We start from the raw sequence: 15,443 nt of genomic DNA, 5'->3' as shown, positions 1-15,443 counted from the left end.
ACGCGAACGGTTTGTCGGCGGTCCGGCGCAGAATGGGGTCATGACTGAGATCACTGACTCGATGCCCGACTGGGAGAAGCGCTTCCGCGCACCGCGGGTCTCCCTGCCCGACTGGGCGGTGGACGCGCCCGACCGCTCCCTCTTCGTGTCGAACGCCACGGGGACGTACGAGCTGTACGCGTGGGACCGGTCCACCGGCGGTCAGCGGCAGGTCACCGACCGGCCGAGCGGGACGACGGACGGTCTGCTGTCGCCCGACGGCTCCTCGATCTGGTGGTTCTCGGACAGCGACGGCGACGAGTTCGGGATATGGCTGCGGCAGCCCTTCGGCGGCGGCGAGGACGTGCCGGCGGCCCCCGGCCTGGAGCCTTCGTATTCGGCGGGTCTGGCCGTCGGCCGGCACGGCGCTTCGGTGGTCGGCCGTTCCACCGACGAGGAGGGCACCACGATCCATGTCGTCCGCGAGGGCGCGGAGCCGGTGGAGATCTACCGGCACCGGGAGTCGGCCGGGGTCGGCGATCTGTCGCACGACGGGACGCTGATCGCCCTGGAGCACACCGAGCACGGCGACGCGATGCACGCGGCCCTGCGGGTGGTGCGGCTCGACGGCAGCCCGGTGGCCGAGCTGGACGACACGGAGGGCGGCTCCCGGGAGCTGGGGCTCGAAGTCCTCGGGTTCGCCCCGGTGGAGGGCGACACCCGGCTCCTCGTCGGGCATCAGCGCCGGGGGCGCTGGGAGCCGATGATCTGGGACGTGGCGTCCGGGGAGGAGACCGATCTCGCGATCGAGCTGCCCGGCGACGTCAACGCGGAGTGGTATCCCGACGGGTCCGGGCTGCTGGTCGCCCACAGCTTCGAGGCCCGCGGCGAGCTGTGGCGGTACGACCTGGCCTCGCGCGAGCTGGTGCGGATCGACACCCCGCAGGGATCGGTGTCGGGTGCGACGGCCCGGCCGTCGGGCGAGGTGGAGTATCTGTGGTCGTCGGCCGCGCTGCCGCCGCAGGTGCGCTCCACCAGCGGCGCGACCGTGCTCGACCCGCCGGGGATGAAGGCCCCGGAGTCGGTGCCGGTGGAGGATGTGTGGGTGGAGGGGCCCGGTGGGCGGATCCACGCGCTGGTGCAGCGCCCCGCGGGGACGAAGGGCCCGCTGCCCACGGTCTTCGAGATCCACGGCGGCCCGACCTGGCACGACAGCGACGCCTTCGCGGCCGGCCCGGCCGCCTGGGTCGATCACGGCTTCGCCGTCGTGCGGGTCAACTACCGGGGCTCGACCGGCTACGGAAGGGCGTGGACGGACGCGCTGAAGCACCGGGTGGGCCTGATCGAGCTGGAGGACGTCGCGGCGGTCCGCGCCTGGGCGGTCGAGTCGGGTCTCGCCGACCCGGAGCGGCTGGTCCTGGCCGGCGGGTCCTGGGGCGGCTATCTGACCCTGCTCGGCCTCGGCACCCAGCCCGACGTCTGGGCGGTGGGGCTCGCCGCCGTCCCCGTCGCGGACTATGTCACGGCCTACCACGACGAGATGGAGGCCCTGAAGGCGCTGGACCGCACCCTGCTCGGCGGTGCCCCGGAGGAGGTTCCGGAGCGGTACGCGGCCTCCTCGCCGCTCACATACGTGGACGCGGTCCGGGCCCCGGTCTACATCTCGGCGGGCCTCAATGATCCGCGTTGCCCGATCCGCCAGGTGGAGAATTACGTGGACCGGCTGGCGGCGCGCGGCGCGGTCCACGAGGTCTATCGGTACGACGCGGGCCACGGCTCGCTGGTGGTGGAGGAGCGCATCAAGCAGCTGGAGATGGAGATCGCCTTCGCCGTGGCGCGGCTGGCGGACCGCGAGACGGCCGGGCGGACGCCGGGAGAGGGGGGCGGACCGGAGTAGCCGGAGCGCGTTCCGTACCGTGGAGGGGTGTACCGCTTCCTGCTGACGCCCCGGTGGTGGGGCATCAATGTCTTCGTCGTGCTGGCGATCCCCTTCTGCGTCTTCATGGGGTCCTGGCAGCTCGGGAAGTTCGAGGAACGGGTGGACACCCATCAGGAGGCCAAGCGGGCCCCCGCGCCCGGTGAGCGGGACGTGGCTCCGCTGGCGGAGCTGCTGCCGGTCGACACGGAGACCTCCGGCCGGCCGGCCACCGCCACCGGCGTGTACGGCAAGCAGTTCCGGGTGCCCGACCGCGAGGTGGACGGCAGGCGCGGCGACTATGTGCTGACGCTGCTGAAGACCGACGCCGGGCGGACGCTTCCCGTGGTACGGGGCTGGGTGCCCGGCGACGAGCCGACCCCGGCCGCGCCGAGCGGCGAGGTCACCGTGACCGGTGCGCTCCAGGCCTCGGAGAACGCGGGCACGAACGGTGTGCACACGGCGGGCGGGCTGCCCGCCGGCCAGCTGGGGATGATCAGCGCCGCCTCGCTGGTGAACCTGGTGCCCGACGATGTCTACGACGCGTGGATCACGCTGACGGAGGCGGACGGCGACATGGTCGCCGTGCCCGCGGCCGTCGCGGAGGGCAGCGGGCTGGACATGAAGGCGTTCCAGAACCTGGGGTACACCGGCGAGTGGTTCGTCTTCGCGGCGTTCGTGCTGTTCATGTGGTTCCGCCTGGTCCGCCGCGAGGTGGAGGCGTCGAGGGACCGCGCGCTGGGCCTGGAGCCCGAGCCGGTCTGACCGGGCCGGTCTGACCGAGCCGGTCTGCCCCCGGGGTGACAGCCCTGCGGTGACGGCTCCGGGCGACCGGGCCGAAGGAACGGGCCCGGCCCGCCCGGACCGAAGCGCCGGGCCGAAGCGCCCGGGCCGACGACAGAGCGGGCAGACGACAGAACGGGCCCCGGCCATCCGGCCGGGGCCCGTTCCGCGCTGCTGCGGCCCCGGCCGGGGCCGTCACGTCATCCGGCGCTGAGCAGGCCCGTCTGATAGAGCGTTCCCGCGCAGGCGTTGCCGATGGTGGCCTGGGCGGTCGGAGCGCCCGGCTCGGCGACATGGGTCACGGAGACGCTGCCGTCCAGAAGGCCGCCGTCCTCGGTGGCCAGCTGGGGCGTGACTTCCCCGGGTATCGTGCCGCCACCGCCGTCGGTCTCGCCGGAGGCGCTGCCCTCCGAGGGAGTCGGGGCCGGGGATTCGACGCCGCCCTCGGTCGGACAGGTCTCGCTCGGCACCCACGCGAACCGCACCTCGTACGACTCGCTCGGCTCCAGCGACAGCGATTCGGACTCCAGCGAAGGATCGGGCAGACCGGTCGCCGGGCCGCCCGCCATGTGCCGGACCACGCTGACCTTGGCGGGATCCGCCGCGCCCAGCGTCTGCACGCCGATCGTGCCGCCGCCGCCGACGGTGCAGGTGGTGCCGGAGACATTGGAGACGCGGAAGACCCCGTACACCTTGCCCTCGGCGTCCGGAGCGCCCGCCTCCTGGAGGGAGACCCCGAGCCGCTCGGCGGCGCAGACCAGGGAGGCGGAGGAGATGCCGCCCGGTGTCTCGTCCGGGGCTCCGCCGCCGGTGCTCCCGCCGCCGCCTCCGGTGTCCTTGCCGGGGCGGGCGCCCGGGGACTCGGAGGCCCGCTCCTTGTCCTCGGGCTTCTCCTTGTCCTTGGGCTTGTCCGGCTTTCCGCTGGCGGAGCTGCTGGCCTTGCCCTTCTCCTTCTCTTTCTCCTTCTCGGTCCCCGCGCCGCCCTGGGCGTGCTGGTCGCGTCCGATGGCGACCGGGCTGGCCGCGTCGCCGCCGCCCGGGCTCGCCACATGGACGAAGGCGGGGATCGCCGTGCCCATCAGCAGCACCGCCGCGGCCACGCCGACCAGCGCCTGCCGCTTGCGCGCCCGGCGCGCGGGCACCGCCTTGCGCAGATGGTCGAGGGCCCCTTCCGAGGGCGCGAGATCGTCCACCGCGCCCTTGAGCAGCGCGCCCAGGTCCAGAACCTCGGCAAGCTCCCCGCCCGAAGCACCCGAACCCCCCGGGTCGCCAGGGGCACCCGAAGCCCCCGGGACGGCCGAGGCACCCGAGGCGGCCGGCGCGCCCGGGGTGTCCGGCGTGCCCGGGGTGTCCGGTGCGCCTGGGGTGTCCGCGGCGGCCGGTTCCTCCGGCTCGTCCGCCTGCTCCTCCGCGGGGTCTCCGGCGGGCTCGTCCGCCGGGCTGCCCGGGCTGCCCGGGCCGCCGACCGGTGCGCCGACCGTGTCGCCGGGCTCCTGCGCCGACTGGCCCGACTGCGCCGACTGCGCCGACTGGCCCTGCCGACCCGCCCGGCCCGCTTCGGCGGCCCCGCCCGCGGCGGCCGCTTTCTGCGACGCCTCGTCCGCGTTGCCGCGATCGGCGTCCGGCCCGTTGTTCACCATCTCGTTCCCAGTCCGGTCGTCAAACGGCCCGTCCGGCCCGTACCGCTCGGTGTCCTTGCTGTCCCCGCTCATGCCGTGGCCTCCATGGCGACGCGCAGCGCCGCTATGCCCCGGGAGCCGTACGCCTTCACCGAGCCGAGGGATATGCCGAGCGTCTCGGCGACCTGGGCCTCGGTCATGTCGGCGAAGTACCGCAGGACGAGGACCTCGCGCTGGCGGCGCTGGAGTCCGCGCATGGCCTTGATGAGCGCGTCGCGCTCCAGCTGGTCGTACGCGCCCTCCTCGGCGCTCGCCATGTCGGGCATCGGCTTGGAGAGCAGCTTGAGCCCGAGGATGCGGCGGCGCAGGGCGGACCGGGAGAGGTTGACCACGGTCTGGCGCAGATAGGCGAGGGTCTTCTCCGGGTCGCGTACGCGGTTGCGCGCGGAGTGGACGCGGATGAAGGCCTCTTGGACGACGTCCTCGCAGGAGGCGGTGTCGTCGAGGAGGAGCGCGGCGAGTCCGAGCAGCGACCGGTAGTGGGCGCGGTAGGTCTCGGTGAGGTGGTCGACGGTGGTGCCGGCGGCGACGGCCGTGTCGGCGCCGCGCTGCGAGGGCAGCCGGGTGGTGCGGGACGTGGGCATGGGAGCGATCACCGGCATGCCGCCTGACGGGCGGCTTCTGCGTCCGGGGCGCAGCAGGGCGCCGCGTCTGCCCTCCGGGGAGGGCGCGGGGTCCGCCGTGTCCGGTTCACCTCGGGCGGGGGCCACTGAACTCCCGCGCGCCGAGCCGCCGTGCACCGGAACAACCGAACCGCTCCGGAGCAGGCGCATGGGCGCGCTGCGGACCGGTGCCACCCCTGCGATGTCGAGTACGTCTGCCACAACAGTTGGACACGCTTCCCCCCGTCAGGGTTGTACGCGTACGCCACCGCTTTTGACGGTGTTTTATTTGCCCTCATGCGTACTCGCTCTTCCCCAATGCCCCATTTTTCGCGGCACCGTATAGAGGTGATCGCGAAGACGCCTCACACCCCGTCGCCGGTTGCAGCCCGGGGGAGCGAATTCCTGATCGCCCCACACTCCGGTCCAAATGGTACAGACCACCGATCTGTCCACAGGGTGCTCATGGGGCGTTCACAGATCCTACAAACCTCAACCACCCCCGTGTCCAGCTTTGATCATGAATCAAGCAGGTCAGGACAGGGGTGATCTGGATCAACAGTCAGGAATCAGACCAGAAATCACGGACAAGTCAGTAGAGAACAGACATCCGGGGCCGGGTTTGATATCACCGGGAGAATTCCGCGGCGACCGCCTCCGCGATCTGCGCGGAATTCAGCGCGGACCCTTTGCGAAGATTGTCGCCGCAGACGAAAAGCTCCAGCGCGCACGGGTCGTCCGGGGCGCGGCGGACCCGGCCCACCCAGACCGGATCCGTGCCCACCACGTCGGCGGGGGTGGGAAAGCCGCCCGAGGCGGGATCGTCGTAGAGCACCACACCGGGGGAGGTCGCGAGGATCTCGTGCGCCCGCGCGACGGTGACCTCGCCCTCGAAGCGGGCGTGGACGGTGAGGGAGTGACCGGTGAGCACCGGCACCCGGACACAGGTCGCCGCCACCCTGAGATCCGGCAGATCGAGGATCCTGCGGGTCTCGTTCCGCAGCCCCAGCTCCTCGGACGACCAGCCGTCATCCTCCAGCGTGCCCGCCCAGGGCATCACATTCAGCGCGAGCGGGGCGGCGAAGGGACCGAGCCCGGCCTCGCCCACGGCACGGCGTACGTCCCCGGGCGCCTCGCCCAGCTCCGTACCGGCGACCAGCGACAGCTGGGACCGCAGCGCGGCCACCGCCTCCCGGCCCTCGCCGCTGACGGCCTGGTACGAGGAGACGACCAGCTCCCGCAGGCCGAACTCGGCGTGCAGCGCGCCCACCGCGGGGAGCATGGCGAGGGTGGTGCCGTGCGGACCGGCCACGATGCCGCGCGGACGGATCCGTACGGCATGGGGGTTGACCTCGGGGACCACCAGCGGCACTTCCGGGTCGAGCCGGAAGGCGGCGGAATTGTCCACGACCACCGCGCCCTTGGCGGCGGCGATCGGCGCCCAATGGGCGGACACCTCGGCGGGGACCAGGAAGAGGGCGACGTCGACTCCGTCGAGGGCCTCCTCGCCCAGCGCCAGCACCTCGCACTCCTCCCCGCGCACGGCCAGCTTGCGGCCGGCCGAACGCGGGGAGGCGAGAAGGCGTATCTCGCCCCAGACGTCCTCGTGCTGGGAGAGGATCTGGAGCATCACCGCACCGGCGGCTCCGGTCGCTCCGACGACCGCGAGTGCCGGCTTGCGGTTCATCGACCGGTGCCTCCGTAGACGACCGCCTCGTCGGAGTCGCTGTCCAGGCCGAAGGCGGAGTGCACGGCGCGCACGGCCTCGTTCACGTCGTCGGCGCGGGTCACCACCGAGATGCGGATCTCGGAGGTCGAGATCAGCTCGATGTTCACCCCCGCGTCCGAGAGCGCCTCGAAGAAGGAGGCGGTGACTCCGGGGTTGGTCTTCATCCCCGCGCCGACCAGCGAGATCTTGCCGATCTGGTCGTCGTAGCGCAGCGAGTCGAAGCCGATGGAGCCCTTGGCCTTCTCCAGCGCGTCGATCGCCTTCGCGCCGTCCGTCTTCGGCAGCGTGAAGGAGATGTCGGTGAGGGCCGTGGTGGCCGCCGACACGTTCTGGACGACCATGTCGATGTTGATCTCGGCGTCGGCGATCGTACGGAAGATCGCCGCGGCCTCGCCCGGCTTGTCGGGCACCCCGACGACCGTGACCTTGGCCTCGGAGACGTCGTGGGCGACTCCGGAGATGATGGCGTGCTCCACCTGCTGGTCTCCCTGCGGCTCGTTGCTGACCCAGGTGCCGCGCAGTCCGGAGAAGGACGAGCGGACATGGATCGGAATGTTGTATCGGCGGGCGTACTCGACGCAGCGGTGGAGCAGCACCTTGGAACCGGAGGCGGCCAGCTCCAGCATGTCCTCGAAGGCGATCCAGTCCATCTTCCGGGCCTTGGAGACCACCCTGGGGTCGGCGGTGAAGACGCCGTCCACATCGGTGTAGATCTCACAGACCTCGGCGTCCAGCGCGGCGGCGAGGGCGACGGCCGTGGTGTCGGAGCCGCCCCGGCCGAGGGTGGTGATGTCCTTCTTGTCCTGGGACACGCCCTGGAAGCCCGCGACGATGGCGATGTTGCCCTCGTCCAGCGCGGTGCGGATCCGCCCCGGCGTCACATCGATGATGCGCGCCTTGTTGTGGACCGAGTCGGTGATGACGCCCGCCTGGCTGCCCGTGAAGGACTGCGCCTCGTGGCCCAGGTTTTTGATCGCCATGGCCAGCAGCGCCATGGAGATGCGCTCCCCCGCGGTCAGCAGCATGTCGAACTCGCGCCCGGCGGGGATCGGCGACACCTGCCCCGCGAGATCGATCAGCTCGTCCGTCGTGTCGCCCATCGCGGACACCACGACGACCACCTGGTGGCCGTCCTTCTTGGCATCCACGATCCGCTTGGCGACGCGCTTGATGCCCTCGGCATCGGCAACGGAGGAACCCCCGTACTTCTGCACGACAAGGCCCACGTGCGCTCCTCGCTCGGTTTCTCCACCACAGCCATGTACTGCGGTCGGCTCAGTCTAACGAGCGGTCCGTACCAGCCCGAGGGCAATCACATCGTGAGACGCGCTGCTCAGCAGGTGATCACGGACCGCGCTCGGAGCGACTACTGCCCGGCGGGCGGCCGGATACGCGGGGTGTGTGGCGAGTCACATGGAGTCGGGGCCCGCCGGCGGTCACGCCGAGGGGCCCCGCGAGGCCCTCGCCGGGCCCCCTCACGGCTTCCTCAGCCGGTGCGCAGACCGAGCGGTACGCCGATCTCCTCCGCCATCACCTTGCCGGCCTCCTCCGCCAGCGCGTCCTCCGCCAGGTCCTCGTCCGTGTCCAGCCCGTCCAGCTCCTGGAGGGGCTGGTCCAGACGGACATGGGAGACCAGCGACTGAAGGGCCCGCAGGGTCGCGGAGGCGGTCGGCCCCCAGTTGGAGAAGTACGAGAACTGCCACCACCACAGCGCCTCCGTCGTCCGGCCGGCCCGGTAGTGGGCGAGACCGTGACGCAGATCGGTGACGATGTCGGCGAGATTGTCGGAGATACGGAAGGCGACGGGCGCCTTGCGCGGCTCGTACGGATCGAAGACCTCGGAGAACACGTCGACCGGATCCAGCAGTACGGCGAACCGCTCCCGCAGATCGTCCACATCCGGCTCCGGGCCGGTGTCCGGCTCGTACCGCTCGTCCGGGAGGATGTCCTCGTGCGCCCCCAGCCGGCCGCCGGTGAGCAGCAGCTGGGAGACCTCCAGCAACAGGAAGGGCACCGCGCTGTCGGGCTCGTCGCCCTTCGCGACCTCTGTGGTCGCGACGATGAAGGACTCGACCGAGTCCGCGATCTGGACCGCGAAATCGGCGGGGTCCTGATGCGTCGCGTGCAGCATGACGTCAGACATCGAGAAGTCGTCTCCCCTCGAAGGCACGCCCCAGCGTGACCTCGTCGGCGTATTCCAAGTCTCCCCCCACGGGCAGACCGCTGGCCAGCCGAGTGACCCGCAGGCCCATCGGCTTGATCATGCGCGCCAGATACGTGGCGGTGGCCTCGCCCTCCAGATTGGGGTCCGTGGCGAGGATCAGCTCGGTGACCGTCCCGTCCGCGAGACGGGCCAGCAGCTCACGGATCCGCAGATCGTCGGGGCCCACGCCCTCGATGGGGCTGATCGCCCCGCCCAGTACGTGGTAGCGGCCCCGGAACTCACGGGTCCGCTCGATGGCGACGACGTCCTTGGACTCCTCCACCACGCAGATGACGGCCAGATCCCGGCGCGGATCGCGGCAGATGTTGCACAGCTCCTGCTGCGCGACATTGCCGCAGACCGCGCAGAACCGGACCTTGTCCTTCACCTCGAGCAGGGCGTGGGCCAGACGCCGGACGTCGGTCGGCTCGGACTGGAGGATGTGGAAGGCGATCCGCTGCGCGCTCTTGGGACCGACGCCGGGCAGCCTGCCCAACTCGTCGATGAGGTCCTGAACCACGCCTTCGTACAACGGACTGCCTCTCCTCGGCTCGTACGGCCCTACGGCTCGTACGGTAGTTGGTCTGCCCCCTGCTTAGAAGGGCAGTCCCGGCATCCCGCCCAGACCCTGGGCGAGCGGGCCGAGCTTCTGCTGCTGAAGCTGCTGCGCGTTCTCGTTCGCGGCCTGCACGGCGGCGACCACCAGGTCGGCGAGGGTCTCGGTGTCCTCCGGGTCGACCGCCTTGGGGTCGATGACCAGACCGCGCAGCTCGCCGGAGCCGGTCACGGTGGCCCGGACCAGACCGCCGCCGGCCTGGCCCTCCACCTCGGTGCGGCCCAGCTCCTCCTGGGCGCGGGCGAGATCCTGCTGCATCTTCTGGGCCTGCTGGAGAAGCTGCTGCATATTGGGCTGGCCACCACCGGGGATCACGGTCACTCCTGGCACTTCGACGACGGTTGTTCGGTATGCCGAGCCTACGTGGTGGCCGGGCAGCTCGCCGAACCTCGCGACGGGGCCTCTTTCGAGTGAGTATCGTGCGGGTCCTCTACCTGATCACCGCCCGGGCGTGGTCGGAAATACCGGGATTTCCGCCGCATGGACCACCATTCGGCGGTAGGAAGGGCTTGCGCAACAGCATGCGTGCCAGGCACAAGCACACCGTTCGCCACACAGTGTCATATCGCCGTCACCCAGCAGTCACGACATCCGTGTCGTTCCCGTCGTTCAGAGGAGTGCCCCGGTGAGCCAGCCGGAGATGCAGCCCGGAGGCCCCGCCCGGGAGGAGCGCGGCGAGACGCCGCGCGGCGATCTGACCGGAAGGCCCTTCCCGCTCGGCGACTGGGGCGAGCCCGCCGAACGCCTCGACGAGCTGTTCCGCTGGGTCGAGGCGGGCGCGCTGCGCACGGTCGAGTGGTATCTGCGGGACCGCGTCTGGAAGCGCCGTACGGGCAGGGTGCTGCGCTCCGCGGCCGCCGTCGGCTTCGTCGCCGGAGCCGCCCTGCCGCTGGTCGATCTCACCGGCGCGCTGCCGGGGGCGGCGGGCTGGGGCTATCTCGCGCTGCTGCTGGGAGCCGCCTCCCTCGCCTGCGACCGGTACTTCGGGGTGACCTCGGGCTGGATGCGGAACGTGGCCACGGCGCAGGCGGTGCAGCGCAGGCTCCAGGCGCTCCAGTTCGACTGGGCGTCGGAGAGCGTACGGGAGGTGCTGGGCCCGACCGAGGGCACGGCGAGCGAGGCGGCGGAACGGTGTCTGGGGGTGCTGCGGCGGTTCTCGGAGGATGTGACCGAGCTGGTCCGCGCCGAGACCGCGGACTGGATGCGCGAGTTCGCCGGCGCCCCGGCCCCCCTCGTCCTCCAGTCCACCCCCCTCCCTTCCCCCACCGCCCCCCGCCTCCCCGACCACCCCCACCCTGGCCGCTCCCCCCTCCCCCCGGGCGCCCGCCCCAACATGCCGCGCCAACGCCCCCCGGAATCCCCGCGCTGACGCTGCGGGGCGGGCGGGGGGCGGGGGGCGGCGGGCCGCAGCCTCAGCCCACCGGCCGGGCGGCGCCGGCCACGGAGTCCACGAACCTGATCATTCCGGTGTGCAGCGCGCTCTTGGCAGGGTCGGGGAAGCGGACATTGTGCCGGTAGTACCGGTGGAAGGCGATGATCAGAGCCGCGTGCTCGATCTCCATCGGCAGAGCACTGGCGTCGGCCTCGGACAGCGGCAGACCCTCCTGGTAGCCGGATAGGAGGGCGTTGAGGCGCTCCGGAGCAAGGGCCCCGTCCTCCTGCGCGAGGCCCACGGCCGCCATGCCGAGGTCGAGGAGGGGATCGTCCAGCGAGACGGTCTCCCAGTCCAGGACGGCCAGCCGTCCCGCACCGCCCACGATCACGTTGTCGTCGAAGAGATCCCCGTGTACGACCGTTCTGGCGCGGGTCCGTTGCGCTTCGGCCGCCCGGACGCGGTCGAGCCGGCCGGTGAGCCAGGAGGCGAAGGCCGTATCGGTGAACTCCGGGACGACGGCCAGGTGCTCGTCCGTCAGCCTGCGGGTGCCGGCGGGGATGTCCCGCAGCCCCGGCGAGTCCGTGGGGAGTGTGTGCAACCGGGCGAGGATGCGCCCCGCCTCGGGAAGCAGCGCCACCGGCAGAGGCTGCAGCACCTCTCCGGCGATCCATCTCTTCACCATCACCGGCCGGCCGTCGAGCAGGCCGATCAGAGCTCCGTCGACGGCCGGGACGACCTCGGAGGTCGGCACGCCGAGCCGCCGGAAGGCCTGTGTGTGCGCCGCCAGTCGCCGGGCGCTGGGCACATCGTGGTTGTCCAGGATGGTCAGGACGTACTCGCCCCCGGCGGCGGACAGCCGGAAGCTGGAGTTCGCCGCGCCTCCGGCCAGCGCAGTCAGCCGAGGACGTTCGAGCCCGTAGAGCCCCGCCAGGGCGGACAGGTCGATCTGGTCCAACGCGGTGTACTTCGCCACCCGTTCATTCTCCTCTGTTCGCGGCGGCTTCCCGGCGCCGGTCTTCGACGACAGCACTCCAGCGCGCCCGGACCCGCGCCTGTCCGTCCAGCCACTGCGCACGGGGCAGGCCGGCCGGAGGTTCTTCTCCCGTGATGAGGTGGGAGAGCTCCGCCAGGTAGGCGAACTCCTCTCCGCGCACACACTCCCCGAGACGGACTCGCGCCTCCTCCAGGAGCCCGGCCGAGCCGAGAACCGCCGCATGCACGCATTCCGCGAAGCGGACGTAGGCGATCGACGAGGTCAGTCCCGACTCGGCGGCCGCGGAGGCCACTTCCTGGGCCCGGCCCGGCAGATCCTGTGCGACGCCCGCGTCCCGGACGAGACCGGCGATCCGTGTCTGGATCTCCGCCCATCGAATCGACACGCCTCCGAGCATGTGCTCGGCCCGCGCGATCTGCTCGGCGGCGCGTGCGCGGTCCTGGAACGCCGCGGCGAAGGCCAGGCACGCCTGGGACAGCGCGGCCTCCCCCGGCTGGTCGTCGCGGAGGGCGTCATCGCGGCCGGCCGCGTAGGAGGAACAGGCCAGTGCCATGCTCCCCTGTGTCCACCACAGGTCGCCCAGGACCCGGTCGCGACGGCCCTCCGCCCCGAGGGACCGGGCCGCGTCACGGACCTGGGGAAAACGCCCCACCCGGCGGGCCAGGTGGACCAGGCCCCGGGCGGCCGTGGGGGCCAGCCGGCCCCCGGCGTCGGCCACCTGCCGCATTCCCTCCAGCGACCGGTCGAAGTTCCCCAGATCTCGTTCGCACTCGGCGAGGAAGTACCGCGGCAGCTCCACCAGGGACGGCGGCAGCTGTCCGGAGTCCAGAACGGCGCGCAGCCGCTCGGCGGTCCGCCCCCGGTGCAGCCGCTGACGCTGCGCGATCACGGACAGCGCGACGGCGAGCGCCTCCACCGGGCTTCCCAGTGGGCCGGCGTCCCCACCGGACTCCGGGGCGGGGATCTCCAGCGGCTCCCAGACGAAGTCGTCGACGTACCGGAAGGCCGCGTCCACCAGCCATCCCAGTTCCAGGCCGTGGTCCCTGGACAGCCGCATCCCCTGGCGCAGCGCGGCCACCAGCCGGACGCGGTCCCCCGCCGCCTCCCGTTCCAGGGCGTCGAACGCGCGCTGGGCGGCTCGGCGCCAGTCGGCCGGGCTCCAGCGGTCCTCGCTGGTGGAGTCGGCCTCTCGTACCGCGTCCCGGACCAGATCGTGGACGCGATACGGCCAGGGCGCTCCCGGGTCGGTGTCCACGAAGGGCCGCTCCACGAGGTCCAGGGCCGGGGCGTCGTGGTCGAGGCCCGCCGCGGCCGTGGCCAGCTCCACGGAGAAGGAGTCGAGCAGGCTCACCGCCCGCAGCACCTGGCGCGCGCCGGGAGCGAGGTCCCGGAAGGTCCGCGCGACCAGGGCCGGGAAGTCGAGATGGAATTCCTGCGGCTCCGGCGCCCGGCCGTGCTGCCGGTACAGGTCCAGGAATCGCATCACCGCGAGATCTAAATACAGTGGGAGCCCATGAGAGTTGGCTGTCACCGTGTGCCGGGTCCTGTCGTCCATCAGCGGGCGCCCGCTGACGGTGAGCCGTTCGCACAGGTACGTCTCGCAGTCCTCCGCCGACAGATATCCCACCGTGTGCTGGCGCGGCTCCTCGCCGGCGCCTCCGGCGAGGAGCGGCCAGTACCGCGGTCCGGCCCAGTCCAGCTGTCCCTCGAGTCTGGGATCGGCCCACTGGAGGCGATTTCTGCCGGTGACGACGAACAGCACGTTGGGCATCAGCCACACCACGCGCTGAATCAGTCTTTCCAGATCACGGTGTACGCGGTCCCCGACATCCTCGAAGGTGTCCAGCAGCACTGTCAGCGTGACCCGGTTCTTGGCCGGGACCCTGCTCAGGTCCCAGGCCAGCAGGTGCGAGTAGTAGCTGAGCGCCTCGGTGTCCGGCTCCGCCTCCAGCAGGTCGGCCAGCCGTCGGCACTCGGCGAGCGCGCGCACCTGGTGACGGTGTTCCCGCAGCGCGCGCACCAGGGAGCGCAGTCCCTGTCCGACCAGCGCTCCCGCCGTGCCGGGGAGTGCCACGGCCTGTGCGACGTCCGCGAGCGCCGACTGCATCTGTCCCGGCATCGACCGGGCTCCGGGCAGCCGGCTGAACCAGGTGCGGCGGCGCAGGTACTCGTCCAGCGGCTCCCCGGGGTGGTTGCGCTCCCAGTAGCGCTCGAAGGCGATGTCGAACGTGGGCATCGGCTGCCCCAGCTCGGCGGCGGCCAGCCGGAGCACCAGCATCAGCGACTCGAAGTCCCCGCCCGCGTCCCGCGACAGATCGACGCGGACCGGCACCACCCGGCCGAGCTCCGGATCCAGGGACGGCCAGCCGGAGCCGGCCCTCTCGGAGGCCGCCACGTGCTCGGCGATGCCACGGGACAGGGTGGACTTCCCGATGCCGCCCACGCCGTAGAAGACGAGCACGTTGCGCCGGGGAGCCTCCAGGTCCTCGACGTCGAAATCGGGGCCGTTCACCCGCTGGACGTGTCTCGCCAGACTCACCGCGACCGCGTCCCACTCGTCGCGCCGGTCGGCGAAGAAGTCGACCGCCTTCACTTCTCGGTCGTTGGACCGGAACACCGCCCGCAGATCCGACCTGGGCACGATGACACCCCCATCACCTTGACTAGGTCACCAAGCGCACCAATGACCTGACCGTACGTCAAGCGCGGCCGCGGAAACGGGTGATCGCCGGATCAGGACCGCGCCGGCCGGCGCATCCCGGCGGAAAAAAGCCTCCGCCCGTCGGATCCCGTGACGCCTCGGCGAGGGGGCGGGTCGCCCCGCCCCGTCCCCGGTCAGCTGAAGACGATCATCGAGCCCTGGCCCAGGCTGCGGGTCGCCGCCGCGTGGAGGCCGAGCCAGACGTGGCGTTCGCGGGCGAAGGGGTCGGCGTCGTGGTGGACGGCGCCGGCGGGCTCTTCCAGGGTGGTGGGGCGGTCGGGGGGGACGGGGGGACGGGGCGGGTTGGCGGGGTCGATGCCGATGGAGGGGGCGACGAACTCGAGTTCGCGCAGCAGGCCCTGGGTGGAGCCGAGCGGGCCGCCGCCGGCGAGCAGTTCGTCGTTGGAGAGGGGCGCGGCGAAGTCGACGGGGACGTAGGCCCCGGCGTGGTCGTAGTGCCAGACCAGATGGGACTGCTGGGCCGTGGCCTCGAACATCTCCAGCAGCTGTTCGTAGTCGCCGCCCAGTTCGTCGACGGGGGTGACGGCCAGCCCGCAGAGCTGGAGCAGATAGGCCCGGCGCAGGAAGTGCAGCGCGTCGTAGTCGAATCCGGCGACCGGGGCCACGTCGCCGGAGAGCCCCGGCATATAGGCGAAGACGGGGACCGCGGGCTGGCCGGCGTCCGTGAGCGCCTTGTCGTAGGCGGCCAGTTCTTCGGCGAAGGGGTTGTCGGGGCTGTGGCACAGCACGTCGACGAGGGGGACCAGCCACAGGTCACAGGCCAAGGGAGGGCTCGCTCTCAGGCGGGATCGGGCACTGTCGTTGGACGGTCGGGACAGAGTAGTGCCCCGGCCGGTCACGGCACAG

The 15,443-nt window shown here is 71.8% G+C and carries 13 protein-coding genes; 3 read left to right on the top strand and 10 right to left on the bottom strand.

The window, feature by feature from the left end:
* The first annotated feature begins 40 nt into the window (after nucleotides 1-40).
* Together ACF089_RS25345 and ACF089_RS25340 are read left to right on the top strand one after the other, a co-directional pair.
* A complete protein-coding gene (locus tag ACF089_RS25345; RefSeq protein WP_392030721.1) occupies nucleotides 41-1,876 on the top strand; it encodes a prolyl oligopeptidase family serine peptidase in 1,836 nt (611 codons plus the stop codon).
* A gap of 27 nt (nucleotides 1,877-1,903) precedes the next feature.
* A complete protein-coding gene (locus tag ACF089_RS25340) occupies nucleotides 1,904-2,659 on the top strand; it encodes an SURF1 family protein (RefSeq protein WP_392030719.1) in 756 nt (251 codons plus the stop codon).
* 218 nt (nucleotides 2,660-2,877) lie between these two features.
* On the opposite strand, the gene ACF089_RS25335 is transcribed toward ACF089_RS25340, so the two are convergent.
* From ACF089_RS25335 to ACF089_RS25305, 7 genes are all read right to left on the bottom strand, one after another.
* A complete protein-coding gene (locus tag ACF089_RS25335; RefSeq protein ID WP_392030716.1) occupies nucleotides 2,878-4,389 on the bottom strand; it encodes a hypothetical protein in 1,512 nt (503 codons plus the stop codon).
* A complete protein-coding gene (locus tag ACF089_RS25330; protein WP_392030713.1) occupies nucleotides 4,386-4,958 on the bottom strand; it encodes a SigE family RNA polymerase sigma factor in 573 nt (190 codons plus the stop codon). The genes ACF089_RS25335 and ACF089_RS25330 overlap by 4 nt, the downstream gene beginning before the upstream one ends.
* 628 nt (nucleotides 4,959-5,586) lie before the next feature.
* Nucleotides 5,587-6,645, bottom strand: a complete 1,059-nt coding sequence (locus tag ACF089_RS25325; RefSeq protein ID WP_392030710.1) for an aspartate-semialdehyde dehydrogenase — start codon at nucleotides 6,643-6,645, stop codon at nucleotides 5,587-5,589.
* Nucleotides 6,642-7,913, bottom strand: a complete 1,272-nt coding sequence (locus tag ACF089_RS25320) for an aspartate kinase (RefSeq protein WP_392030708.1) — start codon at nucleotides 7,911-7,913, stop codon at nucleotides 6,642-6,644. The genes ACF089_RS25325 and ACF089_RS25320 overlap by 4 nt, the downstream gene beginning before the upstream one ends.
* 260 nt (nucleotides 7,914-8,173) lie before the next feature.
* Nucleotides 8,174-8,830 (bottom strand): DUF5063 domain-containing protein, encoded by a 657-nt coding sequence (locus ACF089_RS25315; protein WP_392030705.1) that lies wholly within the window; start codon nucleotides 8,828-8,830, stop codon nucleotides 8,174-8,176.
* On the bottom strand, nucleotides 8,823-9,422 hold the full coding sequence (gene recR, locus ACF089_RS25310; protein WP_392030702.1) for a recombination mediator RecR: 600 nt from the start codon (nucleotides 9,420-9,422) through the stop codon (nucleotides 8,823-8,825). Before recR ends, ACF089_RS25315 begins: the two co-directional genes overlap by 8 nt.
* Before the next feature lie 63 nt (nucleotides 9,423-9,485).
* Nucleotides 9,486-9,821 (bottom strand): YbaB/EbfC family nucleoid-associated protein, encoded by a 336-nt coding sequence (locus ACF089_RS25305; RefSeq protein WP_392031279.1) that lies wholly within the window; start codon nucleotides 9,819-9,821, stop codon nucleotides 9,486-9,488.
* 310 nt (nucleotides 9,822-10,131) lie between these two features.
* Here ACF089_RS25305 and ACF089_RS25300 point away from each other — a divergent pair, with 310 nt between their 5' ends.
* Nucleotides 10,132-10,875, top strand: coding sequence for an SLATT domain-containing protein (locus ACF089_RS25300; RefSeq protein WP_392030699.1), 744 nt, complete (start codon nucleotides 10,132-10,134; stop codon nucleotides 10,873-10,875).
* A gap of 43 nt (nucleotides 10,876-10,918) precedes the next feature.
* On the opposite strand, the gene ACF089_RS25295 is transcribed toward ACF089_RS25300, so the two are convergent.
* The 3 genes from ACF089_RS25295 to ACF089_RS25285 all read right to left on the bottom strand — a co-directional run bounded on the left by ACF089_RS25295 (nucleotide 10,919) and on the right by ACF089_RS25285 (nucleotide 15,361).
* Complete coding sequence (locus tag ACF089_RS25295; RefSeq protein WP_392030696.1) at nucleotides 10,919-11,854, bottom strand: phosphotransferase; 936 nt, start codon at nucleotides 11,852-11,854, stop codon at nucleotides 10,919-10,921.
* Nucleotides 11,855-11,858: 4 nt separating this feature from the next.
* The gene (locus ACF089_RS25290) at nucleotides 11,859-14,516 is read right to left on the bottom strand and encodes an ATP/GTP-binding protein (protein WP_392030693.1); all 2,658 of its coding nucleotides are present in this window, start codon (nucleotides 14,514-14,516) and stop codon (nucleotides 11,859-11,861) included.
* A 194-nt stretch (nucleotides 14,517-14,710) separates the two neighbouring features.
* Nucleotides 14,711-15,361 carry a hypothetical protein gene (locus ACF089_RS25285; RefSeq protein ID WP_392030690.1) on the bottom strand — a complete coding sequence of 217 codons (651 nt, stop codon included), beginning with the start codon at nucleotides 15,359-15,361 and terminating at the stop codon, nucleotides 14,711-14,713.
* Nucleotides 15,362-15,443: the final 82 nt, after the last annotated feature.

Origin of the sequence: Streptomyces sp. NPDC014894, from assembly GCF_043080985.1 — a bacterium.
Taxonomy (GTDB): domain Bacteria; phylum Actinomycetota; class Actinomycetes; order Streptomycetales; family Streptomycetaceae; genus Streptomyces.
Note: the sequence above shows the minus strand (reverse complement) of the source record. Positions and strands in the feature narration are given on the sequence as shown.